This is a genomic window from Arthrobacter sp. GMC3, from assembly GCF_002929305.1.
In the GTDB taxonomy this organism is placed as follows: domain Bacteria; phylum Actinomycetota; class Actinomycetes; order Actinomycetales; family Micrococcaceae; genus Specibacter.
The window spans coordinates 38,602-65,211 of sequence record NZ_PJIO01000014.1; the positions used below are offsets into that span (position 1 = coordinate 38,602).

At 62.3% G+C, this 26,610-nt stretch carries 23 protein-coding genes; 14 read left to right on the plus strand and 9 right to left on the minus strand.

Annotated features, from left to right (window positions below):
* Window positions 1-108 precede the first annotated feature (108 nt).
* The 9 genes from uvrC (at window position 109) to secG (ending at window position 9,736) form a co-directional block, all read left to right on the plus strand.
* The gene (gene uvrC / locus CXQ94_RS18045; protein ID WP_104091980.1) at window positions 109-2,094 is read left to right on the plus strand and encodes an excinuclease ABC subunit UvrC; all 1,986 of its coding nucleotides are present in this window, start codon (window positions 109-111) and stop codon (window positions 2,092-2,094) included.
* Between the two features lie 121 nt (window positions 2,095-2,215).
* On the plus strand, window positions 2,216-3,139 hold the full coding sequence (gene rapZ / locus CXQ94_RS18050) for an RNase adapter RapZ (RefSeq protein ID WP_104091981.1): 924 nt from the start codon (window positions 2,216-2,218) through the stop codon (window positions 3,137-3,139).
* On the plus strand, window positions 3,136-4,149 hold the full coding sequence (yvcK, locus tag CXQ94_RS18055; protein ID WP_181034298.1) for a uridine diphosphate-N-acetylglucosamine-binding protein YvcK: 1,014 nt from the start codon (window positions 3,136-3,138) through the stop codon (window positions 4,147-4,149). The genes rapZ and yvcK overlap by 4 nt, the downstream gene beginning before the upstream one ends.
* 24 nt (window positions 4,150-4,173) lie before the next feature.
* Complete coding sequence (gene whiA, locus CXQ94_RS18060; protein ID WP_104091983.1) at window positions 4,174-5,154, plus strand: DNA-binding protein WhiA; 981 nt, start codon at window positions 4,174-4,176, stop codon at window positions 5,152-5,154.
* A gap of 113 nt (window positions 5,155-5,267) precedes the next feature.
* Window positions 5,268-5,894, plus strand: a complete 627-nt coding sequence (locus CXQ94_RS18065) for a superoxide dismutase (RefSeq protein WP_104091984.1) — start codon at window positions 5,268-5,270, stop codon at window positions 5,892-5,894.
* A 286-nt stretch (window positions 5,895-6,180) separates the two neighbouring features.
* Complete coding sequence (gene gap / locus CXQ94_RS18070; protein ID WP_104091985.1) at window positions 6,181-7,188, plus strand: type I glyceraldehyde-3-phosphate dehydrogenase; 1,008 nt, start codon at window positions 6,181-6,183, stop codon at window positions 7,186-7,188.
* A gap of 9 nt (window positions 7,189-7,197) precedes the next feature.
* Window positions 7,198-8,436, plus strand: coding sequence for a phosphoglycerate kinase (gene pgk, locus CXQ94_RS18075; protein WP_104091986.1), 1,239 nt, complete (start codon window positions 7,198-7,200; stop codon window positions 8,434-8,436).
* A 104-nt stretch (window positions 8,437-8,540) separates the two neighbouring features.
* A complete protein-coding gene (gene tpiA / locus CXQ94_RS18080) occupies window positions 8,541-9,356 on the plus strand; it encodes a triose-phosphate isomerase (protein ID WP_104091987.1) in 816 nt (271 codons plus the stop codon).
* A gap of 134 nt (window positions 9,357-9,490) precedes the next feature.
* Window positions 9,491-9,736 carry a preprotein translocase subunit SecG gene (secG, locus tag CXQ94_RS18085; protein WP_104091988.1) on the plus strand — a complete coding sequence of 82 codons (246 nt, stop codon included), beginning with the start codon at window positions 9,491-9,493 and terminating at the stop codon, window positions 9,734-9,736.
* A 79-nt stretch (window positions 9,737-9,815) separates the two neighbouring features.
* Here the strand turns inward: secG and pgl are convergent, their stop codons facing one another.
* From pgl to tkt, 6 genes are all read right to left on the minus strand, one after another.
* Complete coding sequence (pgl, locus tag CXQ94_RS18090; protein ID WP_104091989.1) at window positions 9,816-10,622, minus strand: 6-phosphogluconolactonase; 807 nt, start codon at window positions 10,620-10,622, stop codon at window positions 9,816-9,818.
* The gene (locus CXQ94_RS18095; RefSeq protein ID WP_104092027.1) at window positions 10,619-11,560 is read right to left on the minus strand and encodes a glucose-6-phosphate dehydrogenase assembly protein OpcA; all 942 of its coding nucleotides are present in this window, start codon (window positions 11,558-11,560) and stop codon (window positions 10,619-10,621) included. The genes pgl and CXQ94_RS18095 overlap by 4 nt, the downstream gene beginning before the upstream one ends.
* Window positions 11,557-13,101, minus strand: a complete 1,545-nt coding sequence (zwf, locus tag CXQ94_RS18100; RefSeq protein ID WP_104091990.1) for a glucose-6-phosphate dehydrogenase — start codon at window positions 13,099-13,101, stop codon at window positions 11,557-11,559. The genes CXQ94_RS18095 and zwf overlap by 4 nt, the downstream gene beginning before the upstream one ends.
* Window positions 13,102-13,117: 16 nt before the next feature.
* The gene (locus CXQ94_RS18105; protein ID WP_104091991.1) at window positions 13,118-14,755 is read right to left on the minus strand and encodes a glucose-6-phosphate isomerase; all 1,638 of its coding nucleotides are present in this window, start codon (window positions 14,753-14,755) and stop codon (window positions 13,118-13,120) included.
* 4 nt (window positions 14,756-14,759) lie between these two features.
* Entirely contained in the window at window positions 14,760-15,881 is a 1,122-nt protein-coding gene (tal, locus tag CXQ94_RS18110) for a transaldolase (protein ID WP_104091992.1), read from the minus strand.
* A 117-nt stretch (window positions 15,882-15,998) separates the two neighbouring features.
* Window positions 15,999-18,125 (minus strand): transketolase, encoded by a 2,127-nt coding sequence (gene tkt / locus CXQ94_RS18115; protein ID WP_104091993.1) that lies wholly within the window; start codon window positions 18,123-18,125, stop codon window positions 15,999-16,001.
* A gap of 425 nt (window positions 18,126-18,550) precedes the next feature.
* Here tkt and CXQ94_RS18120 point away from each other — a divergent pair, with 425 nt between their 5' ends.
* Window positions 18,551-19,522, plus strand: coding sequence for a heme o synthase (locus CXQ94_RS18120; RefSeq protein ID WP_258067217.1), 972 nt, complete (start codon window positions 18,551-18,553; stop codon window positions 19,520-19,522).
* A 266-nt stretch (window positions 19,523-19,788) separates the two neighbouring features.
* Here the strand turns inward: CXQ94_RS18120 and CXQ94_RS18125 are convergent, their stop codons facing one another.
* The 3 genes from CXQ94_RS18125 to CXQ94_RS18135 all read right to left on the minus strand — a co-directional run bounded on the left by CXQ94_RS18125 (window position 19,789) and on the right by CXQ94_RS18135 (window position 22,519).
* Window positions 19,789-20,691, minus strand: coding sequence for a heme A synthase (locus tag CXQ94_RS18125; protein WP_104092028.1), 903 nt, complete (start codon window positions 20,689-20,691; stop codon window positions 19,789-19,791).
* 95 nt (window positions 20,692-20,786) lie between these two features.
* Window positions 20,787-21,557 (minus strand): ABC transporter permease, encoded by a 771-nt coding sequence (locus CXQ94_RS18130; RefSeq protein WP_104091995.1) that lies wholly within the window; start codon window positions 21,555-21,557, stop codon window positions 20,787-20,789.
* Window positions 21,554-22,519 carry an ABC transporter ATP-binding protein gene (locus CXQ94_RS18135; protein WP_258067206.1) on the minus strand — a complete coding sequence of 322 codons (966 nt, stop codon included), beginning with the start codon at window positions 22,517-22,519 and terminating at the stop codon, window positions 21,554-21,556. Before CXQ94_RS18135 ends, CXQ94_RS18130 begins: the two co-directional genes overlap by 4 nt.
* A 166-nt stretch (window positions 22,520-22,685) precedes the next feature.
* Here CXQ94_RS18135 and CXQ94_RS18140 point away from each other — a divergent pair, with 166 nt between their 5' ends.
* Genes CXQ94_RS18140 through CXQ94_RS18155 form a run of 4 tightly spaced genes read left to right on the plus strand, consistent with a single transcriptional unit; the run spans window position 22,686 to window position 26,604 of the window.
* Window positions 22,686-23,456 carry a metalloregulator ArsR/SmtB family transcription factor gene (locus CXQ94_RS18140; protein WP_104091996.1) on the plus strand — a complete coding sequence of 257 codons (771 nt, stop codon included), beginning with the start codon at window positions 22,686-22,688 and terminating at the stop codon, window positions 23,454-23,456.
* Window positions 23,456-24,931: a Fe-S cluster assembly protein SufB gene (gene sufB / locus CXQ94_RS18145; protein WP_104091997.1), complete on the plus strand. Its 1,476-nt coding sequence runs from the start codon at window positions 23,456-23,458 to the stop codon at window positions 24,929-24,931. The genes CXQ94_RS18140 and sufB overlap by 1 nt, the downstream gene beginning before the upstream one ends.
* The gene (gene sufD, locus CXQ94_RS18150) at window positions 24,932-26,248 is read left to right on the plus strand and encodes a Fe-S cluster assembly protein SufD (protein ID WP_104091998.1); all 1,317 of its coding nucleotides are present in this window, start codon (window positions 24,932-24,934) and stop codon (window positions 26,246-26,248) included.
* Window positions 26,248-26,604 carry a non-heme iron oxygenase ferredoxin subunit gene (locus CXQ94_RS18155; protein ID WP_104091999.1) on the plus strand — a complete coding sequence of 119 codons (357 nt, stop codon included), beginning with the start codon at window positions 26,248-26,250 and terminating at the stop codon, window positions 26,602-26,604. Before sufD ends, CXQ94_RS18155 begins: the two co-directional genes overlap by 1 nt.
* Window positions 26,605-26,610 lie beyond the last annotated feature (6 nt).

Here is a 26,610-nt window from a genome sequence, read left to right on the forward strand (position 1 = left end):
AGACTGTAAGGCCGCCCGCGGCCGTCAGGCGGATAGTCGCCGAGGAAATGCCCGCCCCTCGCCAAGGCGCGAACCATGACCGGGCCCGCGGAGTGACAGAATGGGCATGTGGCAGATCCAGCAAGTTACCGGCCGAAGCCGGGCGAAATTCCGACCAACCCCGGCGTATATCGTTTCCGCGATGAGCATGGGCGCATTATTTACGTGGGCAAGGCCAAAAACCTTCGTTCGCGTCTGAACTCATACTTTGCGAACCCGGCCACACTGCTGCCCAAAACCCATGCCATGGTGCACCATGCGGCCAGCGTGCAGTGGACCATTGTGGGCAGTGAACTCGAAGCCCTGCAACTTGAGTACACGTGGATCAAGGAGTTCGCCCCGCGCTACAACCTTGCCTTCAGGGACGACAAAACGTACCCGTACTTGGCCGTGTCGATGAGTGAGAAGTTCCCCCGTGTCCAGGTCATGCGTGGTGAGCGGCGGAAGGGCACCAAATACTTTGGCCCCTATACCGCCGGTGCCATCCGGGAAACTATGGACACCTTGCTGAGGGTGTTTCCGGTGCGTAGTTGCAGCGTGGGTGTGCTGCGCCGTGCCGAACGCAGCGGCAGGCCCTGCCTGCTGGGCTACATCGATAAATGCGCCGCACCGTGTGTTGGCCGCGTTAGCGTCGAGGAACACAAGGCCCTGGCACAGGACTTCTGTGACTTCATGGGCGGCGAGGCCACCCGGTTTATCAAGACCCTGGAAAAGAAGATGGCCGACGCCGTATCCGAGCTCGACTATGAGCAGGCGGCCAGGCTGCGTGATGACATTATTGCCCTGCGCAAGGTCTTCGAACGCAACGCCGTAGTGCTCACCGAGGACACGAACGCCGACATCTTTGCGGTGGAACAGGACGATCTGGAAGCGGCCGTCCAGGTGTTCTATGTGCGGGGAGGTCGCATCCGTGGCCAGCGAGGCTGGGTGGTGGAGAAGGTGGAGGACGCCTCCGACGCCGAACTGTGGGAACACTTGATGCAACAGGTTTACGGTGGTGAGGACCAGCAGCAGGACGCCATTCCACGCCAGATCCTGGTGCCAGAACTTCCCGCCAACCACGAATACCTGGCCCAGTGGCTGGGCGAATTGCGCCAGGGCAAAGTCTCCATCAAGGTGCCCCAGAGGGGTGAGAAGGCAGCCCTGATGGACACCGTGCAGGCGAACGCCCACCAGGCAATGGCGCTGCACAAATCGCGGCGGGCAGGGGATCTAACCACCCGCTCGCTGGCGCTGCAGGAACTCCAGGAGGCGCTGGATCTGCCCATGCCCCTGCTGCGGATCGAATGCTACGACATCTCGCACGTACAGGGCACCAATGTGGTGGCTTCCATGGTGGTGGTCGAAGACGGGCTGACCAAAAAGAGCGAATACCGCAAGTTTGCCATTACAGGTGAGGCAGCCATTGATGACACCGCCTCCATGTACGACGTCATCACCCGCCGGTTCCGGAACTATCTGAATGAAAAAGAGTCGCGGGCCAAGGCAGTGGCGGCCAGTGGGGAAGTGGCAACTGCGGGAGACGGAAACGAAGCCGCCGACACGCCCACCTCAAAATTCGCCTACCCGCCGAACCTTGTGGTGGTCGACGGTGGCGTGCCCCAGGTGAACGCGGCGTCACGGGCCCTTGCCGATCTGGGAATTAATGACGTGGCCGTCATCGGGCTGGCCAAGCGTTTGGAGGAGGTCTGGGTGCCGGAGAGTGATTTCCCCGTGATCTTGCCACGGTCCTCGGAGGGCCTGTACCTGCTCCAACGCATCCGTGACGAGGCCCACCGCTTCGCCATCACCTTCCACCGCGCCAAGCGCGGAAAGGCTATGACGGCGTCGGTGCTGGACACTGTTCCCGGTCTGGGAGCCACAAAGCAAAAGGCACTCCTGGACCAAATGGGCTCCATGAAGAAGGTGCGGGCCGCCACCGTGGAGGAACTGACACAGGTGAAGGGCATAGGCCCTGTCCTGGCCCAGTCCATTCATGAGACGTTGCGCAGCGGAGCCGAAGGCGCCGAGCCTGTCCCGGCAGTGAATATGACAACCGGGGAGATCCTGGACTAGCCCAAAAATTCCGGCTTTGAATTCGGTAGTCTTATAGTGGCTAGGCGGGCAAGGCAACTACCCGCTGTCCCACGACCACGGCCAAAAAGTTCTCGATGCAACAAAGTTCAAAGGATGCGCAATGACGGAGCAGGACCAGACGCCCGCGGCCACTGACGATGGCCTGACGGCCGTGAAGCCGGTGGAGGCTGAACTGCTGGTTGTCACCGGCATGTCGGGAGCCGGGCGCAGCACGGCAGCCAACGCCCTGGAGGACCACGGCTGGTACGTCATCGAGAACCTCCCCCCTCAAATGCTTGGCACCTTGGCGGAGCTTGTGTCACGGATGCCGGCCGCCCTGCCCAAGCTCGCCGTCGTCGTCGATGTTCGCGGCAAGGCACTTTTTGCCGACATCCGTGAGTCTTTGAACGCCCTTTCTGCCGCCGGTGTCAGCTTCCGGGTACTGTTCCTGGACGCCAGCGACGACACCCTGGTGCGCCGCTTCGAACAAGGACGCCGCCCACACCCCCTGCAAGAGGGTGGGCGCATCCTGGACGGGATCGGTGCCGAACGGGTACTGCTGGCGGAGATGAAGGCTCAGGCCGAGATGGTTCTGGATACCTCCGGGCTTAACGTCCACGAACTTGCCTCCGCCGTCACCGAGCTGTTCTCGGAGACGGGCCCGGTGGTCCTGAGCTTGACGGTCATGAGTTTTGGCTTCAAATACGGTCTGCCCGTGGATGCCAACTACGTTGCCGATGTCCGGTTTATCCCCAACCCCCACTGGATCCCTGCCCTGCGGCCTTTGACAGGCCAGGATGCCGCCGTCAGTGACTTTGTGCTCAAGGACAATGGGGCCGCAGACTTCGTTGACCGCTTCGTGTACGCACTGGAGCCGGTCCTGGCCGGCTACCGCCGCGAGAACAAGCACTACGCCACCATCGCCATCGGTTGCACGGGAGGCAAGCACCGCTCCGTGGCTGTGGCCATCGAATTGGCTAAGCGCCTGAGCCAGCTGCCGCGAGTCACCACCAGCATCCGGCACCGCGACCTGGGCCGGGAATAGGCATGTATACCGGAATTCTGCCGATCATCCCTGCCGGTGGGCGCCTGCCCGCCTTCGAATCAGGGGTCAAGGTCACTGCCCTGGGCGGCGGGCACGGCCTGGCCGCTTCACTGTCAGCGCTGCGGCTTTTGACGAGCAATCTCACTGCTGTTGTCACTGTGGCCGACGACGGCGGCTCCTCCGGACGTCTGCGGGATGAGCTGGGCGTGCTTCCGCCCGGAGACCTCCGCATGGCCCTGTCCGCCCTATGCGATGACACGGACTGGGGCCGCACCTGGCGGGATGTTATGCAACACCGGTTCACCTCACGCGAGGGCGTCACGGGATCCCTGGACAACCATGCGCTGGGCAACTTGCTGATCGTGACCCTGTGGGAGCTACTCGGAGACACGGTGGCCGGCCTGCGCTGGGCAGGTGCACTTCTGGGCGCCCGCGGGGAAGTGCTGCCCATGGCAAGTGTCCCGCTGACCATTGAAGGACAGGTTAAAGCCTCCGCCCACGGCAGCCTTCCGGCCGGCTACACCATCAGTGGCCAGGCCCGGTTGGCGAAAGCCGGCGAAGTGGACAACGTCCGCCTGGTTCCCGAGGACGCTCCCGCTTGTGCGGAGGCGCTGGAAGCCATCCACGCCGCTGACTGGGTGGTGTTGGGCCCCGGCTCCTGGTACACCTCGGTGCTACCGCACCTGTTGCTGCCCGAGCTGCGGACCGCCCTGTGCACCACCACGGCCAAGCGCCTGGTGACCATGAACCTTGACGTCAACGACCTTGAGGCAACAGGCATGAACGCTGCCGACCACCTGCGCGTCATCTCCCGGTATGCACCCGAGTTTGGGGTCGACGTGGTCCTTGCCGACCCGTCCTCCATCTCTGATGTTGCCGAGTTCACAGAAGCTGCCGCAATGATAGGGGCAGAGGTGGTGTTCGGTAAGGTGGGAAGTTCCGCCGGAACACCCATCCATGACCCATTGCGGCTGGCTGCGGCATATCGAGACATTTTCGGGGACAACTAGTACGTGAGAGTGAAGGCATGAACCATGGCACTGACAGCTGCTGTTAAAGAAGAATTGTCTCGGCTGGACATCAAGAAATCCTCTGTGCGCAAAGCGGAGATTTCGGCGCTGCTTCGATTTGCCGGCGGATTGCACATCATCTCCGGGCGAATCGTCATTGAGGCGGAGGTGGACTCCGCGGCCACGGCCAGGCGTCTGCGCGTGGCTATCGCCGAGATCTACGGCCACCAGAGCGAGATCATCGTCGTCTCCGGCGGCGGGTTGCGCCGGGGCAACCGCTACGTGGTGCGAGTGGTTCGGGATGGGGAAGCCCTTGCCCGCCAAACCGGGCTGCTGGACGGTCGAGGCCGCCCCGTCCGGGGGCTGCCTTCCGTCGTGGTCAACGGTTCTGCCGCCGACGCCGAGGCCGTCTGGCGTGGCGCGTTCCTGGCCCACGGCTCCCTCACCGAACCGGGCCGCTCCTCCGCCCTAGAAGTAACCTGCCCCGGCCCCGAGGCCGCTCTTGCGTTGGTGGGCGCCGCCAGGAGGATCGACATCGCCGCCAAGGCCCGTGAGGTCCGTGGCATTGACCGGGTGGTTATTCGCGACGGCGACACCATTGCAGCGCTTTTGATTCGCATGGGCGCCCACGAAACCCTTCTGGTCTGGGAGGAACGCCGCATGCGCAAGGAGGTTCGGGCTACCGCGAACCGCCTGGCCAACTTCGACGACGCCAATCTGCGCCGCTCGGCACAAGCCGCAGTGGCGGCCGGTGCCCGGGTTGACCGAGCACTAGAAATCCTGGGCGAGGACGTCCCCGAACACCTCAAATATGCGGGGGAGCTGCGTGTAGCCCACAAGCAGGCAAGCCTTGATGAACTGGGCCGCCTAGCCGACCCGCCCCTGACCAAGGACGCCATCGCCGGACGCATCCGGCGCCTGCTGGCCATGGCGGACAAAAAAGCCGGCGATCTAGGCATTCCGGGAACGGAGTCCAACGTGACCTTTGACATGTTGGAGCAGTAATCGTCCCTAGTGTGAAAGAGTAGAACATGACTGGCAATCAACCAGTTATGCAGCTTGGGCGGGGCGTGCAAATGCCTGGCCGGGCTCACCAGAAAAATTGCAATGGAGGAACAGTGACCAAGTACACACTCCCAGAGCTTAGCTATGACTACGCTGCCCTGGAGCCCAACATTTCTGCCCGCATCATGGAGCTGCACCACAGCAAGCACCATGCTGCCTACGTTGCCGGCGCCAACACTGCGCTGGAGCAGCTCGCCGAGGCGCGCGAAAGCAACAACTTCGCCAATGTCAACAGGTTCTCCAAGGACTTGGCGTTCCACCTCGGTGGCCACACCAACCACTCCATCTTCTGGAACAACCTTTCCCCCGAAGGCGGCGACAAGCCCGAGGGCGAGCTCGCAGCGGCAATTGACGATGCGTTCGGTTCCTTCGACGCCTTCCGCGCACACTTCACCGCCGCAGCCATGGGTATCCAGGGTTCCGGCTGGGCCCTGCTCTCCTACGAGGGCCTCGGTGGCAACATTGTCATCGAGCAGCTTTACGACCAGCAGGGCAACGTCCCCGTGGCCACCACGCCGCTGCTCATGCTCGACATGTGGGAGCACGCTTTCTACCTTGACTACGTCAACGTCAAGGCCGACTACGTCAAGGCTTTCTGGAACATTGTGAACTGGGCCGACGTCGCCAAGCGCTTTGACGCCGCACGCAAGCACGCCACCGCGTTGATCCTGCCTGCCTAAGAAGGTTTGCCACGTCCTGTGACGTGACCAACATATGGACGCCCGCCCCGGAAGATTTCCGGGGCGGGCACCAAAGAACGTAATATGGATCACGAAAGTCGAAGCAGCGATGTCAGTGACGCTTTATGCGTCTGCAGCTTCACCCAAAAACGTGGATTCCAAGGCCGAAAAGCCCTAAGAATTCGCTCATTAAAAATCTCTGCCCAACGTCGTGCGGGAATCAACGGTTGAAACTAACCCTTCAACCTGACTACGCGTGTTCGCAAGAGCACCAAGGAGAGAATAAGTGACTACTCGTATTGGTATTAACGGGTTCGGCCGCATTGGCCGCAACTACTTCCGCGCCGCATTGGCTCAGGGCGCCGACATTGAGATTGTTGCAGTCAACGACCTCACCAGCCCCGAGGCCCTGGCCCACCTGCTCAAGTACGACTCCGTAGGCGGACGCCTGTCTGTTTCCGTCGACGTCGTTGACGGCCACCTGGTAGTTGATGGCAAGACCATCACCGTCCTGGCCGAGCGCGATCCCGCCAACCTCCCCTGGGGCGAGCTGGGCGTTGACATTGTCATCGAATCCACCGGTTTCTTCACCAAGGCAGCTGCCGCGCAGAAGCACATCGATGCAGGCGCCAAGAAGGTCCTGATCTCCGCACCGGCCTCCGACGAGGACATCACCATTGTCATGGGTGTCAACGACGAGCTGTACGAGCCGGCCTCGCACCACATCATCTCCAACGCTTCTTGCACCACCAACTGCCTGGGCCCGCTGGCCAAGGTCCTGAACGACAACTTCGGCCTGGAGCGTGGCCTGATGACCACCATCCACGCCTACACCGCCGACCAGAACCTCCAGGACGGCCCGCACAGCGACCTGCGCCGTGCACGCGCCGCAGCCATCAACATGGTCCCCACCTCTACCGGTGCGGCCAAGGCAATTGGCCTGGTTCTGCCGGAGCTCAAGGGCAAGCTCGATGGCTACGCCATCCGCGTACCCGTCCCCACGGGCTCCGCAACCGACCTGACGGCTACCGTCAGCCGCGAGGTCACCGTTGAAGAAGTCAACGCCGCCTACAAGGCTGCCGCTGCCGAAGGCAAGCTGGCTGGCTACCTGACGTACACCGAGGACCCGATTGTGTCCTCTGACATCGTTGGGGACCCGTCCTCCTCGATCTTCGACTCGGGCCTGACCAAGGTCATCGGCAACCAGGTCAAGGTTGTTTCCTGGTACGACAACGAGTGGGGCTACTCCAACCGCCTGGTCGACTTGACCAAGCTCGTAGCCTCGAAGCTCTAAGGGCCAGCAATGACACTTCACACCCTCAGCGAACTCATCGATGAAGGTGTCCGTGGGCGGTACGTTCTTATCCGTTGCGATTTGAACGTGCCGCTTGACGGCTCTCGCGTCACCGATGACGGCCGCATCAGGGCTTCCTTGCCCGGGGTTAAAGCACTGGCCGACGCCGGTGCCAAGGTCCTGCTGACCGCTCACCTTGGCCGCCCCAAGGGTGCCCCGGAGGCCAAGTACTCCTTGGCTCCCGCTGTTGCCCGATTGGCAGAGTTAGCTCCCGAGCTCAACGCCACCTTGGCCGCCGACACCACTGGTCCCAGCGCGCAGTCCGCTGCCGCTGCCTTGGCTGACGGCTCCGTCCTGGTGCTTGAGAATGTGCGCTTTGATGCCCGCGAAACCTCAAAGGTCGACGCCGACCGTGCAGCATTTGCTGCCGAGTTGGCAGCCCTGACGGGTGACAACGGCGCCTACGTTGACGACGCCTTTGGTGCCGTTCACCGCAAGCACGCCAGCGTCTTCGACATTGCCAAGCTCTTGCCCTCCTACCAGGGCGATCTGGTACGCACCGAGTTGGAAGTTCTGCGCAAGCTGACCACCGACACGGAGCGCCCCTACGTGGTGGTTCTGGGTGGGTCCAAGGTCTCGGACAAGCTGGCTGTCATCGAGAACCTGCTGGGCAAGGCCGACACCATTCTGGTTGGCGGCGGCATGCTGTTCACCTTCCTCGCAGCACAGGGCCACAAGGTTGGCGCCTCACTGTTGGAAGTTGACCAGATCCCCGTAGTCAAGGACTATCTGGCCCGTGCGGCCGCGGTTGGCACCACCTTTGTGTTGCCGACCGACATTGTGGTTGCCGCTGGTTTTGCCGCCGATGCAGCCCATGAAACGGTTCCCGCCGATGCCATCGAATCAAGTTCGTTCGGTGCCAACGGCTTGGGCCTGGACATCGGCACGGTTTCCGGTGCGGCCTTCGCCGCTGCCATCGCCGAGGCAAAGACAGTGTTCTGGAACGGGCCCATGGGCGTGTTCGAGTTCGCAGCCTTCGCCGAGGGTACCCGTGCAGTGGCGGGCGCCTTGCGTGATGCCAGTGCCAACGGTGGCTTCACCGTTGTTGGTGGCGGAGATTCAGCCGCAGCCGTGCGCACCCTCGGGTTCGCCGACTCCGACTTTGGGCACATCTCCACCGGTGGTGGAGCAAGCCTGGAGTTCCTTGAAGGCAAGGAACTTCCCGGATTGAGCGCCCTGGAGCGTTAGACAAAGAGGCGGTGGCGGGCTATCCCGCCGCCGCCTCTTCTCGCGCCATCCGGCGCAATTGTTTTTAAGAGTTTTACTTTAGCTATGCAAGGAACGAGAGAGCGATGACGACTTCAACCAACGGTAAATTTGACCGCACACCGCTGATTGCCGGCAACTGGAAGATGAACATGGACCACGTCCAGGGCATCACCTTGCTGCAGAAACTGGCGTGGACCCTTTCGGACGCCCGCCACGACTTCAGCCGCGTTGAGGTTTCCGTCTTCCCTCCGTTCACCGACATCCGTGGCGTCCAGACTTTGGTTCAGGGCGACAAACTCAAGCTCAGCTACGGTGGTCAGGACCTCTCCGACAAGGACTCCGGCGCCTACACCGGAGACATCTCCGGCGCCTTCTTGAACAAGCTCGGCTGCACCTACGTGCTGGTGGGCCACAGCGAACGCCGCGAAATCCACGGCGAGAGCGATGAACTGCTCAACGCCAAGGTCAAGGCGGCCTTCCGCAATGAGCTCACACCCGTCCTATGCGCAGGCGAAGGCCTCGAAATTCGTAAGGCCGGCACCCACGTGGAGCACACCCTTGCACAGGTTCGTGCCGGCGTCGCCGGACTGAGCGCCAAGCAGGCTGCACAGTTGGTCATCGCCTACGAGCCCGTTTGGGCCATCGGCACCGGCGAAGTTGCCGGGCCCGAGGATGCGCAGGAACTTTGCGCGGCCATCCGTGCCGAGCTCGCCGAACTGTTCGACGCCGAAACGGCCGCCAAGACCCGCCTGCTCTACGGCGGATCGGTCAAGGCCAACAACGTTGCCGCCATCATGGCCGAGCGCGACGTTGATGGTGTGCTCGTGGGCGGCGCAAGCCTGGATGCCGGAGAGTTCGCCAACATCGCCCGTTTTGAAAGCCACCTCGTCACCAAGTGAACTCGTGTCTATTCGCCTTGGGCGGGTGGACACGGATAGACTAGGGTGCGGATCACGCCTGCCACCTGTGCGGGATGATCCGATCCGGCTTAACTTTTTCTTAGAACTTTTTGTCCCATGCTGAAAGGCCAATCGTGGAAGCATTACAAATTGCCCTGCAGATCCTGCTGGGTGTCACCAGTTTGCTGCTGACCCTCTTGATCTTGCTCCACAAGGGCCGCGGTGGCGGATTGTCAGATATGTTCGGTGGTGGCATGAGCTCCAACCTTGGCTCCTCAGGCGTTGCCGAGCGCAACCTGAACCGCTTCACGGTTATCTTGGGCATCACCTGGGGCGTTGTCATCATCAGCCTCGGCCTGATCATGTCCTACGCAACGTAGCGAGCACGAAGCCGTAGCAACAAAAAGGTCCCGTCCGGAATCATCCGGACGGGACCTTTTTGTTTACAACCAGTCGGCGTCAGTGTTCGCGGCGCATGAGCTGCTCGGGAACTTTCGCTGCCGCGTCCTGATCGATCAACCAGAGAGTCTTGTTGACTCCGCGGGCACCCGAGGCGGGCACCTGCACGGGGTTGGCACCAGCCAGGCCCAGGCCAACCGCCGCGGCCTTGTCGGCGCCGGCGGCAACGATCCAGATTTCCTGGGCCGTGTTGATAGTTTCCAGAGTCAGAGACACGCGCGACGGCGGCGGTTTGGGGGAGTTGGTGACACCCACCACTGTTGCTCCCTGGGTGCGGATGCCCGCCATGTCCGGGAACAGCGAGGCAATGTGCGCGTCCGGGCCCAGACCCAGCAACAACACGTCAAACCGCGGAACCGTGGCGTCATGGGAGGTGGAGGCGTCGTCGTCGTTCTCCCACTCCCGGCGGGCGGCGTCCGCCAGCTGCGCTGCGTAATCGGCGACGGCGGCATCCAGATCGCCCACCTCATCCGAAGCCGCCATGACGTGAACCCGGGTGGGGTCCACGTCAATGGAGTCCAGCAGGGCCGTGCGGGCCTGGCCAACATTCCTGTCAGCGGAGTCAGCGGCAACAAACCTGTCATCGCCAAACCAGAAATTAACCTTGGCCCAGTCAACCGAAAGCCGGGCCGGGGACTCGGCGATGGCCTTCAGAGTGGCGATGCCAACGCTGCCGCCGGTCAACACCACCGTGGCCTCGCCGCGTTCGCTCTGCACATCAAGCAGGCGAGTAATCAGCCGGGCAGCCGTGGTGGCGGCAAGGACGTCAAAGCTGGGGTGCACCGTAATGCGTACGTTAGAGCTCATGCTTGGACTACCTTTTCCTCTGCCAACAGCTTGGTCATGCCCACGGTGACAACCTCACCGAAGACCTCATCGGGATCAAGCCTACGCAACTCTTCGGCCAGGCAATCCTGCAAGGAACGCCGCGGCAGCGAAAGCTGCTGCACCGGCTGACCCGGCTGGGTCAAAATGGCCTCGGAATTCCCGGGACGGAACAGCTCAATGCTACCCGTGGCACGTTCCAAAACTACGCGGCGGATGCCCGTTCCCTGCGGATCCTCCGTCACCGTGATGGGAACATTCAAGGCGCGGTGCAACCAGGACGCCAGCAGCAAGGTGCTGGGGGAGTCGCTGGCGCCTTCTACCTGCAGCCCCGTGATGGGATCGCTGGGATCGAATTGGTCCAAGGCCGCTGCCAGCTGGATGCGCCAGTTTGTCAGGCGCGTCCAAGCCAGGTCCGTATCGCCTGCCGCGTAGGTGCCGGCAATGTGGGTCAAGGCGGCCCGGGGATCGGAAGAGTTCGCCGAATCGGTGATCCTGCGATGGGCGATGCGCCCCACAGGGCTCTGACTGGCCGACGCCGGAGCGCTATTGGGCCACCACGCCACGATGGGCGCATCTGGCAACAGCAGGGCAGAGACTACCGACTCGTTCTCCGCTGACAGTTCGCCGTACCCGCGCAACACGATGACCTCGGAGGCTCCCGCGTCACCACCCACACGGATTTCGCCGTCGAGACGGGTGGGCTCATCGGGTGAGCCCGAGGCCAGGACAATGATCCGGCAAGGATGCTCACGGCTGGCCAGGTTGGCTGCCGTAATGGCGTCCTCCTCCAGCCCGTCCGCCGTGATGACAACCAGTGTCAAGACGCGACCCAGGGCAACCACGCCGCCCTGTTCGCGCAACTTCACAATCTGCTTGGTGATCTTGGATGTTGTTGTATCGGGGAGGTCAACTATCACGGTCGACGCCACGTCCTTCCGTCTCGCTTCAACAGTTCATCGGCCGACGCCGGGCCCCAGCTGCCGGGTTCATAGCTTTCGGGCTGGATACCCTGCTCCGCCCAGAACTCCTCGAACGGGTCCAGGATCTTCCACGACAGTTCCACCTCTTGGTGACGAGGGAACAGCGGGGGTTCACCCAGCAGCACGTCAAGGATCAGACGCTCATAGGCCTCCGGGCTTGATTCCGTAAAGGCGTGACCGTAGCCGAAGTCCATGGTGACGTCGCGGACCTCCATCTGTGTACCGGGCACCTTGGAGCCAAAGCGAATGGTGACACCCTCATCGGGCTGGACCCGGATGACCACGGCATTCTGACCGAAGTCGTCCTCGGCATGGTCGGTGAACAGCAAGTTGGGGGCGCGCTTGAAAACGACGGCGATCTCGGTGACACGGCGGCCCAGCCTCTTCCCTGCGCGCAGGTAGAAAGGCACGCCCGACCAACGCCGGGTGTTGATATCCAGCCGGATGGCGGCAAAGGTCTCCGTGGTTGAATCCGCGGGGATTCCCTCTTCGTCCAGGTAACCCAGTACCTGTTCGCCACCCTGCCAGCCACCAGCAAACTGGCCGCGTGCCGAGTGGGTGGAAAGATCCGCCGGAAGTTTGACGGCTGCCAGCACCTTTTCCTTTTCGGCGCGCAAATCCTGGGCGTTGAAGGAGATGGGCTCCTCCATGGCCGTGAGAGCCAAAAGCTGCAAAAGGTGGTTCTGGATGACGTCGCGGGCAGCACCCACGCCGTCGTAGTAGCCGGCGCGCCCGCCGGTACCAATATCCTCGGCCATGGTGATCTGGACGTGGTCAACGTAGTTGGCGTTCCACAGGGGTTCGAAGAACTGGTTGGCGAACCGCAGGGCCAGGATATTCTGGACGGTTTCCTTGCCCAGGTAGTGGTCAATGCGGAACACCGAATCCGGGTCGAACACCGATTCAACAATGTCGTTCAGGGCCCTGGCAGATTCCAGATTGTGGCCAAACGGCTTCTCAATGACAACCCGTCGCCAGTCCGTGCCCGTGCTTTGGGCCAGGCCGTGATCCGAGAGCTGGCGGCAAACCTGCTCGAACGCTTTCGGCGGAATGGACAGGTAGAACGCGTGGTTCCCCTGTGTGCCGCGTTGGACGTCGAGCTCGTTCAGTGTGGTCTTGAGGCGTTCAAAGGCCTCGTGATCATCAAACTCGCCCTGGACAAAGCGGATGCCTTCGCTGAGCTGGTTCCAGACGGCCTCATCAAAAGGTGTCCGGCAGTGTTCCTGGACCGAGGCCTTGACCTGGGCAGCAAAGTCCTGGTTATCCCATTCGCGGCGGGCAAAACCAACCAACGCAAAGCTGGGAGGCAACAGGCCGCGGTTGGCCAAGTCATACACGGCAGGCATGAGTTTCTTGCGTGAGAGGTCTCCTGTCACGCCAAAAAGTACAAGGGAAGACGGGCCCGCAACCCGGGACAGTCGCCGATCGCGACTGTCCCGGAGCGGGTTTGCATTATTTGTGGCTGCAAATGATGGCATCGTGGGTCTAGGAGCCTTATGCGTCGGTGTGCTGGCCGGCTAGCGCAGCCACCACAGTTTTCAATTGTTCAACACCGGCAGGGATATCGGTCAGGTGCAGTCGCAGCACTGGACGACCATGATCGGCCAAAACCTGTGCGTCCCCGGCCGCCTGGGCGGCAATGAGCTCACCAAACGAGAAGGGGCGCTCCGGAATGGCCAGGTCGGCTGCGGCGTCACCAGTTACCTGCAAGAACACCCCGATGGCGGGGCCGCCCTTGTGGAACTGGCCGGTGGAGTGCAAGAAGCGCGGGCCCCAACCGAAGGTGACGGGCCGTGCCGTAACGGCGGCAAGCTGGTCCCTGACCACTGACAAGGAGGCGTTGGCCAGCCTGTCCAGGTACGCCTGCACGCTGAGGTAGCCGTCAGCGGGCAAAGTGGCGGCCAGCGCTGCCAGGGCCTGTCCGACGGTTGACGCGCCAGCAAGCCAGGCGTCGTCGTCGTTGGCGCAGCGAACCTCAATGGCACCATCGGTGAACAGTGCCGGTGTGGGTGCCGGTGTTGCATCGAGCAGCCCGCGGGCTGCGGACTTGGCCGCTTCCACGTCGGGCTGGTCGAAGGGGTTGATGCCCAGCAGGCGTCCGGCAACGGCGGTGGCGAATTCCCACACCATCATCTGCGCGCCAAGATCCCCGGCAATGCTGACTTCATTCTCGCCAAGTTCGACGTCGGCGTCCCCGGCGACCAGCCGCACCACTAGGACGTCTGTGGCACCGCCGGTGACCTCCGGCGAGCCTGACTCGGCCACGACCGGCAGGACTCCGGTGCCCAGCTTGCCGGTGGATTCGGCGATGAGCTGTTCGGCCCAGTCGGCGAAGCCAACAATGCCGGAACCGTCATCAACAATGACAACCTTGTTGCGCAACGGCGAGGTGCCACCCAAGGCTGCGCCAAGGCGCAGGCCAATGTTGTCGACGTCGTCCTCGCGCAGGAACTCCCCAGCCTCCTCGGCCGAATCCAGCAGCGCCTGAACATCGACGCCGGCCAGACCCGAGGGAACCAGACCGAAGGCTGTCAGGCCGGAGTAACGCCCGCCCACATGCGGATCGGCGTTGAAGACCTTGCGGTAACCGGCCTCGCGTGCGGAAACATCCAAGGGAGAACCGGGATCGGTGACGATCACGATGCGGGACTTGGCGTCGATCCCGGCAGCAGTGAACTCCTGCTCGAAGATGCGGCGCTGAGAGTCGGTTTCCAGTGTGGAACCCGACTTGGAGGAAACCACGATGGCCGTGGTAGCCAAACGGTCCGAAATTGCCGCACGAACCTGGCCAGGCTCCGTACTGTCCAAGACAGTGAGTTCAACGCCCGCCGTGGCGGTGATGACCTCAGGTGCCAGTGAGGAACCGCCCATGCCGCACAGGACAATATGGTTCACGCCCTCTGCCAAAAGGTCCGCGCGCAGGGCAGTGATGTCGGCTACCAGCGCAGCGGACACCTCGGGAGCCTCGACCCAGCCCAAGCGGATGGCCGACTCGGCCTCCGCCTCGGCGCCCCACAAAGTGGCGTCCTTGGCGAAGATCCGGGAGGCAACCTGCTCGGCAACCAACGGCTCAAGGTGGGCCGCTCCCGCGGCTTGGGCTGCGCCAGTGGCAGCAAATGCCAGTGAAGTCATGGGATTACGCTTCCTTGCCGGCAGCGTCCAGGGCGTCCTGAACATGGTTCAGGAGGTCCTTCCAGCTAGCCACGAACTTGTCCAAGCCCTCGGTTTCGAGCAAGTTGACCACGTCGTTGTAGGAAATGCCCAAGCCCTCAAGCTGGTTCAGCAGGGCGTTGGATGCCTCGTACGTGCCGGTGATGGTGTCGCCGGTGACCACGCCGTGGTCGAAGGTGGCGTCAAGGGTCTTTTCCGGCATGGTGTTGACCACGTTGGCAGCGGCAAGGCCGGTGACATACATGGTGTCCGGGTAGTCGGGGTTCTTGACACCGGTGGAAGCCCAGAGGGGGCGCTGGGGGAGTGCGCCGGCGTCGGCCAGCAGTGCCCAACGCTCGGAGGAGAAGACACCTTCGAAGGCTTCGTAGGCCAGACGGGCGTTGGCCAGGCCGGCCTTACCCTTCAGTGCCTTGGCCTCGTCCGTGCCAAGGGCGTCAAGGCGCTTGTCGATTTCCAGGTCGACACGGGAGACGAAGAAGGAGGCAACCGAGTGGATGTCGGCCAGATTGTGGCCGTTTGCCTTGGCCTGCTCCAGGCCGCTGATGAAGGCGTTCATGACGGCGCGGTAGCGGTCAAGGGAGAAGATGAGGGTGACATTGACGCTGATGCCCTCTGCAAGTGTTGCCGTGATGGCCTCGAGGCCCTCAAGTGTTGCCGGGATCTTGATGTAGACGTTCTTCTTATCTACCTTGGCGTAGAGACGCTTGGCCTCGGCGATGGTGCCCTCGGTGTCCCATGCCTTGCGGGGATCAACCTCGATGGACACGCGCCCATCGACACCCTTGGTTGCAGCGGCAATGCCGGCGAAAAGATCGCAGCCGGCGGCGACGTCGGCGGTGGTGATTTCGAAGACGGCGTCCTCGGCATTGATGCCGGCGGCAGAATAGGTGGCCAGCTCAGCCTTGTAGTCATCACCGGAAGTGATGGCGGCCTCGAAGATGCTGGGGTTGGTGGTGACGCCAACAACGTTCTTCTCATCGATGAGCTTTTGCAGGCTGCCGGTCACCAGACGGGCGCGGGAAAGGTCGTCAAGCCAGATGGAAACTCCAGCGGCGGAAAGTTCTGCGGTGGGGGTTGCGTTAGTCATTTTTGCTTCTTTCCTTGAAATTAAGGGCCTGCATTCTTCAGCACTGCAGGTGAGGTGTTGTATTCCCTGCGGGCCGGACCGGGCCGGCCCGCAGTGAATACGTTAGAGAGGTGCGGCTTAGCCCTGGGCGGCGGCCAGTGAGTCCTTGGCCGCGGCGGTGACGGCCTCGGTGGTGATGCCAAACTCCTGGAACAGGCGCTTGTAGTCGGCGGAGGCGCCGAAGTGCTCCAGGGAGATTGAACGGCCGGCGTCGCCAACAAACTCGCGCCAGCCCAGGGCCAGTCCGGCCTCAACGGAGACGCGCGCCTTGACGGCTGCGGGCAGAACCTGCTCGCGGTACTCGGCCGGCTGCGCGTGGAACCACTCGACACACGGCATGGAAACAACACGGGCCGCAATGCCGTCCGCTGCCAAGGCCTCGCGGGCCTCCATGGCCAGCTGCACCTCGGAACCGGTGGCGATCAAGATGACAGCCGGGGTGACCACTGCGCCGTTGGCAACTGCCTCGGCCAGGACATACCCACCCTTAGCTACGCCGTCGGCGGAACCGAATTCGGTGGCCGTGGCCACACCGGTGCCACGGGCGTAGGTGGGAATGTTCTGACGGGTCAGCACAATGCCGGCCGGGTTGTCGGTGGTTTCCAGGATCTTCTTCCAGGATGCGGCCACCTCGTTGGCGTCGCCGGGGCGAACCACGTCAAGGCCCGGAATGGCGCGCAGGCTGGAGAGCTGCTCAACCGGCTGGTGGGTGGGGCCGTCCTCGCCCAAGCCGATGGAATCGTGGGTCCACACGTAGATGGAAGGCACGCCCATCAAAGCACTGAGGCGAATGGCCGGGCGCTGGTAGTCGCTGAAGATCAAGAACGTACCGGAGAAGGCGCGGGTGGGTCCGCCCAGGTGGATACCATTCACAATCGAGGCCGCTGCGTGCTCACGGATACCGAAGTGCAGGACACGGCCGTAGGGGCCACCGGACCAGGTGTCGGTCTGCTTCGAGGCGGGCACAAACGAGCCGGAGCCTTCGATGGTGGTGTTGTTTGAACCGGCCAGGTCACAGGAACCGCCCCACAGCTCGGGCAAGACATCGCCGATGCCGTTCAGGACGTTGCCGGAGGCTACACGGGTGGAGACATCCTTGCCCGCGGGGAAGACCGGGAGGTTGCTTTCCCAGCCTTCGGGGAGTTCCTTGTTCTCAATGCGCTCCAACAGGGCGGCACGGTCCGGGTTGGCCGACTTCCAGGCGTTGAAGCCTGCGTTCCATTCCTCGTGGGCGGCTGCGCCACGGGCAACGAGTTGGCGGGCATGATCCAAAACGGCAGGCTCAACGTCGAAGCTCTTCTCGGGGTCAAAGCCGAGTTCGGTCTTCAGCGCTGCAACTTCTGCGGCACCAAGGGCTGAGCCGTGGATGGCGCCGGTGTTCTGCTTCTTCGGGGACGGGAAGCCAATGATGGTGCGCAGGGAGATCAGTGACGGCTTGGTGGTCTCGGCCTTGGCCGCGGCGAGGGCGGCGTGCAGTTCAGCCACGTCCTCAACGTATTCGCCGGTCTTGGTCCAGTCCACGCGCTGCACGTGCCAGCCGTAAGCTTCGTAGCGCTTGAGTACATCTTCGGAGTAGGCGATGTTGGTGTCATCTTCAATGGAGATGTGGTTGGAGTCGTACACCACCACCATGTTGCCCAGTTCCTGGTGGCCGGCCAGCGACGAAGCTTCGCTTGTCACACCTTCTTGCATGTCGCCGTCGGAGGCAATAACCCACACAGTGTGGTCGAACGGGCTGGTGCCGGGTGCGGCGTCGGGGTCCATCAGTCCGCGCATGCGGCGCTGGGAGTAGGCGAAGCCCACGGCGGAGGCCAGGCCCTGGCCCAGGGGACCGGTGGTGATTTCCACGCCGGCAGTGTGCTTGTACTCGGGGTGGCCCGGAGTCAGTGAACCCCAGGTGCGCAGGGCTTCAAGATCGCTAAGTTCCAGTCCGTAACCGGAGAGGAAAAGCTGCGTGTAAAGGGTCAGCGAGGTGTGACCGGGGGAGAGGATGAAGCGGTCGCGGCCAATCCAATGCGGATTCTTCGGGTCGATGCGCATGACTTTTTGAAAGAGCAGGTAAGCCGCCGGTGCCAAGGACATGGCGGTGCCGGGGTGTCCATTGCCCACTTTTTCTACAGCGTCAGCGGCCAACACGCGGGCAGTATCCACTGCTCGCTGATCGTTTGCCGTCCAGGTAAATGTTGTCGAATCCAGATGTGACATTTACATAGTCCCTCTCGTTAGGTGCAGGCGTAAAAAACGCGCGCGGCGTGTTGCTCATGCCGGTTCGGGAAGACCGCAGGGGCCCAAGGCGAACTCGCAAAAAGTACGTGCACCGCTGCGCGTTGAAACATTCTTCTCTGGATAGCTTAGTCCCACCACTGGTGATGCGTTCCATAGGGGCCCGCCGCTGTCGGTCATAAACCGACAAGCAGTGGACGGGGGCTGGCACTTTTTCGTATAACTCCCGGAAAATCTTGGCATGCACCACAATTTCCGCTCTTCCATCGCCCGTCGGGGTATGATATTTAGAGGTTTGCTCCGGTCCCCTGCGCCCTTTTGCGGCACCAGTGAGATCCCCAAGCATTCCGTGCAAAACCGGCAGCCGGGAACTTTGAATCCAGCTGTGAACCAACGATGAAAACATGGTGACATTACACGTGAGTGCAACGCATACTCCGATCGCCGGATCCTCCCCGAAAACACCGGTGAGTTTCTCCGAAAAGGCCAAGGGGTACCTTGCCCTGACAAAACCGCGCGTCGTGGAACTGCTTTTGGTGACCACCTTGCCCACCATGTTTTACGCCCAGGGTTTCTCAGGCAGGGGAGGCGTGCCCAGCCTGTGGCTCATGGTTGCCACCATGGTGGGTGGTGCTTTGGCCGCCGGCGCATCGGGTGCGTTCAATTGCTACATTGACCGCGACATCGACAAGATCATGAACCGCACCTCCAAGCGTCCCCTGGTCACCGGGGTCATCACCCCGCGTGAAGCCCTCGTGTTTTCGTGGGTGCTGGCCGTGCTGTCCATCGTCATTCTGTGGAGCATCAACCCGCTCACGGGCCTCCTCGGTGTTGGCGCCATCTTCTTGTACGTGGTGGTGTACTCGATGATCCTCAAGCGCCGCACCACGCAGAACATTGTGTGGGGCGGGACGGCCGGTTGCATGCCGGTACTGATTGCCTGGTCTGCGGTGACAAACACCGTTCAGTGGCCCGCCGTGATCTTGTTCCTGATCATCTTCCTGTGGACTCCGCCGCACTACTGGCCCCTGTCCATGCGCTACAGCGACGACTACAACGCCGTCAACGTACCCATGCTCGGCGCCGTCGCCGGTTCACGGACGGTGGCCGTCCAGGTGGTCCTGTACACCTGGGCCATGGTGGCTTGCTCGCTGTTGATGATCCCACTTGGTGGAGCCGGAATCGTCTACACGGTTGTCACCGCCGGCGCCGGGGCCTGGTTCCTGTACGAGGCGCACACGCTCTACAGCAACTCCAAGAAGGATCTAGTCACCAAGAAGAACGCCATGAAGGTCTTCCACGCCTCCATTACCTACCTGACGTTGGTGTTCCTTTCCCTGGCCATTGATCCCTTCGTTGGCTCCGCGCTGATGGGCTAGTTCTTTACCTTCGGGTACGACGACGGCACCCACCCTTTTCGGGTGGGTGCCGTTTCGCTTTCCCCAAAGTCGGCCACGGTGCCCGGACTTCCGGCGGTCAGTGCGCACGTAACGCGAGTTGCGGGCGGGATAGTCGCATTAGCTGCACACTCGGCGAGTGAGGGACCGATCCTTAACGACGACCGCTCCGCACCTTTGTCGAAAAGGTACGGAGCGGAGTCGTCTATGGGGTCAGGCTTCCAGTTTTGAGTGCGCAGTTGCTGCGACTACCCGTGTGGGATTGGCGCTGTATGTGCGCCCTCGGCACCTCGGGAGCCGACGGAGTACTTGCCGCGGCGCAACGCCAGATCCATGACGTTGGTGCCCACGGCCAGCATGAACGAGGAACCGAGCATGTGCAGGCCCACCAACACTGCAGGCACGCCGTTGAAGTACTGCCAATAGCCGATGGCGCCCTGGGCCAGCACGCCAAGGACGAGCAGGATTGCCGCGTGGCGCAAGATGTCGCCACGACGCCACAACAGCACGAGCAAGATTAGTGAAACAGCCACCAGAACGTAGACGGGTGTCGCGTGGATGCGGGTGACAAGGTAGCCGTCAAGCTCGATCCGGGGAGAGGATGAATCACCTGAGTGCGGGCCGGCGCCGGTAACAAGCGTGCCCAAGATGACAGCAAGGTAGGTGCACACGGCCGCAGCAATGCTCAGCCAACGGACAACCTTGGAGGGGCGCACCGCGTCTCTTGGTGCGCTCATGCCGGTGCGGCCATAGGTGCGGTTGACCAGCAGCATGGAGACCACCACCAGGGCCGCGGACACCAGGAAGTGCAGGCTCACCACATATGGGTTCAGGCCCGACAACACCGTGATGCCGCCAATGACAGCCTGGGCGGGAATACTGGCCAGCAGGCCAAAGGCCAGCCAGAACAGGTCCTTGCGTTCCTTGCGGAGGTTCCACAGCATCACCAGCATGGCCAGGGCCACCGCTGCCAGCAGGAACGTCAGGGTCCGGTTGCCGAACTCGATGAGACCGTGAATACCCATGGCGGGGGTGTTCGTCAGGGACTCGGCGGTGCACTTGGGCCAGGTGGGGCAGCCCAGGCCCGAGCCGGTAAGACGCACCACGCCGCCGGAAACAATCAGGACACCCTGGCCAATGAGCGACGCCATGGACAATCGCCGCAGTGCCGGGGTGATGGTGGTGGGTAGGCGATTTGTAAAGGACCGCTTGGTGGTGCTGTTTTGACTCACGTCGTTCACGTCTTTCAGTTCCACTTAAACCATTTGATTGCCGCCACTGAACCGGCAACGGCCCACGCCAGCAAGATGACAATTGCAAAAACATCCACACGACCCTCGAGCAGGGCCGCCCGCATCAGCGTACCCAGCGCCCCGGAGGGCAGCCAGTCGACAATTGCGGCCATGGTGGGGGAAAACTTGTCCGCCGGCAAGACGATGCCGCCCAGGGCGGCAAAGAGGATCCAGCCGAGATTGGTGATGGCCAGGGTGGCCTCAGGGCGCACCGTCCCGGCTATCAGCAGGCCCAGCGCCGTAAAGGTGATGGCCCCGAGAATCAGCAACGGGATGCCCAGAAGCACGCCGCCAACTTCCGGACGCCAGCCAAGGAAGGCCGCAACCGTGGAGATGACCACCACCTGGATGGCCAGCGCCGCCAGCACCGCGATCACCTTCCCCGCGATCAGACCTGTCCTGCCCAGGGGAGTGGTGGAGAGGAAACGCAGCACCCCATAGCGGCGGTCAAATCCGGTGGCGATGCCCTGGCCAGTAAAGGCCGTGGACAGGGCGCACAGGGCGAGAATTCCCGGGGTGGCGATGTTGATGCGGGAATCACCCATGCCATCGAGAATCGGCGTCACTGCGAGGGCAATAAGCCCCAGCAGCGGCATCACGATCATGAGTACCAGTTGCTCACCGTTGCGCAACATGGTGGAGGCTTCATATTTGCCCTGGTTGAACACGCGGCGACTCAGGGATGCGGGGCGCCCCACGGGGGCGCCCCCGAACAGCGTGCTCATGAGATCTCCGTGTCGAGGGATTCGGCGATCGCCAGGAAAACATCTTCTAGCGACTGCGAGGCAAGATTAACTGACGTCGGCATGATTGAGCCGGAACTGCACCACTGACCGAAGCGGCCAAGATCGTCGGCCTCCAGGGATCCGCCCATGCGGTAGCTTCCGGGCCTGGTCTCTTCGCAGAGCACACCGGCGCGTTGCAAACTGGAGGTGTCCAGGCCGGGCCGAGCCTCGAACGTCATGACCCGGTGGGCCGCCGTCGCCGTCGACTGGCGCAGCAGCTCCGGAACGGTGCCCTCGGTAACTGACTCGCCCTTGTTGACGATGTAAACGTAGTCGGCGAGCCGTTGGGCGTCATCGAGCAGGTGGGTGGTGAGCACAATGGCCTTGCCGGCGTCGCGGAGTTCGCGGATCAGCTCAAAAACCATGATGCGGGACTGTGGGTCAAGGCCGGCACTAGGCTCGTCAAGGAAAACCACCTCCGGGTTACCCAGCAGGCTGGCGGCAAGGGCCACGCGCTGCTTTTGGCCACCTGAAAGCCGGCGAATAGTGGTGTTGGAGAACTCCCCGATGCCAAGGCGCTCCGCCAGGGCATCGACGCTCAGCGGGTTCTCGTACAGGCTCGCCACATGGCGTAGCAAGGCTAGGGGGCGGGCGGCAGGGGGGAGACCGCCGTCCTGCAGCATGACACCAACGCGGGCGCGTAGTGTGGCGTCGGCATTCTCGGGGTCCTGCCCCAGCAAAGAAATGGAACCGCCCGTACGCCGTTGCAGGCCCTGGGCGCATTCGATGGTTGTCGTTTTGCCGGCCCCGTTGGCGCCGAGCAAAGCGGTCACAGCACCAAAGTGCGCCTGCAAACTGATATTGGAAATGATCCGCTTCATGCGCCCATCAAGGGCCGTGATGGGACCGACGTCCTTGACAAGCCCGACGATGTCTAGGGCGGGGGTGGGAGATTGTGTCACCGCACTATTCTACCGGACGTAGTAGCTCGCGAGATTAAGGGTCGACGCCGGCCAGGGCGCCAGCGCTAGGTGGGTAGCCTCACCTTACTGGAAACTCTCAGTCAATTAGCACATACTTGTGTTGTTTATTGTTCTCGTTTTCAGCCATGAGGCGGAGGTGTTTTGAATGAGTGAAGTCCAATCGGTGCATTCGGCTGGTCTGGATCCGGATGAACGCACCCGCGATCGTGTCCTGACTACCGTATTGGAGCAGGGTCCCATCAGTGCGGCCCAAATGGGCACGTTACTGGGCCTGACTCCCGCAGCGGTCCGCCGCCACCTAGATACGCTGTCTCGGCAGGGCGTCATTGAGGTAAAGCTCATCAGCAACGCCAAGACCGGGGCCGGACGCCCGGCCCGCCGCTATGTTGTCTCCAAGCAGGGTCAGAGTGAAATCGGCGATGACTATCTGGAAATTGCCAGCCTGGCGCTAACTGAGATTGCTCAGGTGAACGGCGAAGACGGTGTCGTGAAATTCGCTGAACGTCGCTTTGCCAAAATGGAGGTCAAGTACCAGCCGCTGGTCGATGCGGCCGGAACCGACGTTGCCGCACGGTCCAAGGCACTTGCCTCCGCTTTGAATGCCGACCGTTTTGTGGCGACCTCCAATTCCTTGAATCCGGGCACCACCATGGCGGCAGAACAGCTCTGCCAGGGGCACTGCCCCATTCAGGAGCTGGCCACCAAATTCCCCGCATTCTGCGACGCCGAGACTGAAGTCTTTTCCCGACTCCTTGGCGTTGACGTGCGCAGGCTCTCCACGTTGGCAAGTGGGGGACACGTGTGCACCACCCATGTACCTACGGGACGGGCGGTGGTTCGCAAGCGCATCAGCGCACCCGTGAGCCTTGCCTCCCCGTCGAAAAGAATTTCCAACCATCAGCAAGAAAGGCCGTGATGACGGATCAACTAGCGCAGGATGTACGCGCGCATGGTGACGTGGAAGATGCCACTAACCACGATATCCTCGAAAGAAACCCGGAACTGGAGGGCCTAGGCAACTACGCCTTCGGCTGGTCGGACAAAAACGCTACAAGCGACAACGCCCGCCGCGGCCTGAGCGAAGAGGTCGTCCGCGACATCTCCGCCAAAAAGAATGAGCCCCAGTGGATGCTCGACATGCGTCTGAAGGGTCTGAAGTACTTTGACCGTAAGCCCATGCCCACCTGGGGTGCGGACCTCTCCGGCATTGACTTCGATAACATCAAGTACTTTGTGCGCTCCACGGAGAAGCAGGCTGGCACTTGGGAAGAACTTCCCGAGGACATCCGCAACACGTATGAGAAGTTGGGCATCCCCGAAGCCGAGCGCAACCGCTTGGTGGGTGGCGTCACCGCCCAGTACGAATCCGAGGTTGTCTACCACCAGATCCGCGAGGACCTGGAAGCTCAGGGCGTCATCTTCACCGACACTGACACTGCGCTGCGCGAATACCCTGAGATCTTCCAGGAGTACTTCGGCACCATGATCCCAGTGGGCGATAACAAATTCGCCTCCCTGAACACTGCCGTCTGGTCCGGTGGCTCGTTCGTTTACGTCCCCCCGGGCGTGCACGTGGACATCCCGCTGCAGGCGTACTTCCGCATCAACACCGAGAACATGGGCCAGTTTGAGCGCACGCTCATCATCGCCGATGAAGGCAGCTACGTTCACTACATCGAAGGCTGCACGGCGCCGATCTACACCTCGGACTCCCTGCACTCGGCCGTCGTGGAGATCGTGGTGAAGAAGAACGCCCGCGTTCGCTACACCACCATCCAGAACTGGTCCAACAACGTCTACAACCTGGTGACCAAGCGCGCCATTGCACACGAAGGCGCCACCATGGAGTGGGTTGATGGCAACATCGGCTCCAAGGTCACCATGAAGTACCCGGCCGTCTACCTTGTGGGCGAGCACGCCAAGGGTGAGACCCTGTCGGTGGCTTTTGCCGGCGAGGGCCAGCACCAGGACACCGGATCCAAGATGGTCCACATTGCGCCGAACACGCAGTCCTCCATCATCTCCAAGTCCGTTGCCCGCGGTGGCGGACGCGCGGCCTACCGCGGCCTGGTCCAGATCCGTGAAGGTGCCACGCACTCGGCCAACACCGTGCGCTGTGACGCCCTCCTGGTGGACAACATCTCCCGCTCTGACACGTACCCGTACGTGGATGTCCGTGAAGACGACGTCTCCATGGGTCACGAGGCAACCGTGTCCAAGGTCAGCGAGGAGCAGTTGTTCTACTTGCAGTCCCGCGGCATGCCCGAGGACGAGGCCATGGCCATGATCGTGCGCGGCTTCATCGAGCCGATCGCCAAGGAACTGCCCATGGAATACGCGCTGGAACTGAACCGCCTGATCGAACTGCAGATGGAAGGGGCCGTCGGCTAAATGACCGAGCTCACGCAAGAACAAGCAACAGATAACAAAGTTTGGTCACAGGGTTTCATCAAGGGAATGACGGAGGAAGGCGAGAGCCTTTCGGAAATCAACCCCGAGTCCGGCCCGCTGGGCGGTAGCGCTGCCAAGGCACACAGCCATGGCGGCGACAGCCACGGCGGCGGCGTCGGCATCCCCGACAGCTCCCGCGCTGGCCGCCTGACGTCCTACAAGCTGGCCGACTTCCCGGCCATCACAGGACGCGAAGAGGACTGGCGCTTCACCCCGCTCAAGCGCCTTCGCGGCCTGGACCGGGTAGGCATCAAGGGTCAGGAACTCACCGGCGCCGCACCGGCCGTGGACGTTACCAAGCCTGACGCCGTCACGGTTGAGACGGTTGGCCGCGATGACGCCCGCATCGGTAAGGCTGGCATCCCCGAGGACCGTGTGGCCGCTGCCGCCTGGGAAAACTTCACCGAAGCCACCATTGTCACGCTGCCCGAGGAATACCTCGGCAACAGCGAGGACGTCACCACCTTGACGCTGACAGGTGCCGGGGATACCCCGGCAGCCGCGCACATCATGGTTCACGCCAAGAAGTTCGCCACCGGCGTGGTGGTCCTGGATCACCGCGGCACCGCCGTGTTGAGTGAAAACGTTGAAATTCTCGTCGAGGACGGTGCCAACCTCACAGTTGTCAGCATCCAGGACTGGAACGATGACGCAGTCCACGCCAGTGCCCAGCACATCTCGGTGGGACGCGACGCCAAGGTCAAGCACGTCGTCGTCAATTTGGGTGGCAACCTGCTGCGCACCACGCCGTCGGCCCGCTACACCGGAACCGGTGGCGAAGTGGAAATGTACGGCCTGTACTTTGCCGACGCCGGCCAGCACCTGGAGCAGCGCCTGTTCGTCGACCACTCCACGAAGAACTGCAAGTCCCGCGTCACGTACAAGGGCGCCTTGCAGGGCGACGGTGCACACGCTGTCTGGATTGGCGATGTGCTGATCCGCAAGCAGGCCGAGGGCACCGACACCTACGAGATGAACCGCAACCTGATCCTGACCCAGGGGGCCCGCGCCGACTCGGTGCCGAACCTTGAAATTGAGACGGGCATGATCGAGGGCGCCGGACACGCAAGTGCCACCGGACGCTTCGACGACGAGCAGCTGTTCTACCTGCAGGCTCGCGGCATCCAGGAAGATGTGGCCCGCCGTTTGGTGGTGCGCGGTTTCCTCAACGAGGTCATCCAGCACATCAAGGTACCGGCCCTGGAAGAGCGCCTGCGCGACGCCGTGGAACGTGAACTGGCGGCAGGCTCACTGTAATGACCGATTCCACCACGCCCGCCGGCGTCGTCGTCTGCCAAGACGATGACGTCCAGGTGAAGTCAGCCTTGTTGGTTGAAGTTGACGATTTCCCGATTGCGATCGTGCGGGACTCCTACGGAGCACTGCACGCCATCGGCGACACCTGCTCCCATGCGGAGATTTCGCTGAGCGAGGGCGACGTGGAGGACGGCACCATCGAATGCTGGGCTCATGGCAGCTCGTTCGACCTTTCAACAGGCGAACCGTTGACCTTGCCCGCATTCGAGCCTGTTCCCGTCTTTGCCCTGAGCGTTCACGGCACTGACGTCTATGTGGACGTCACCAACATTCTTAACGGCGTCAGCCCGCAGTAGCGGGCG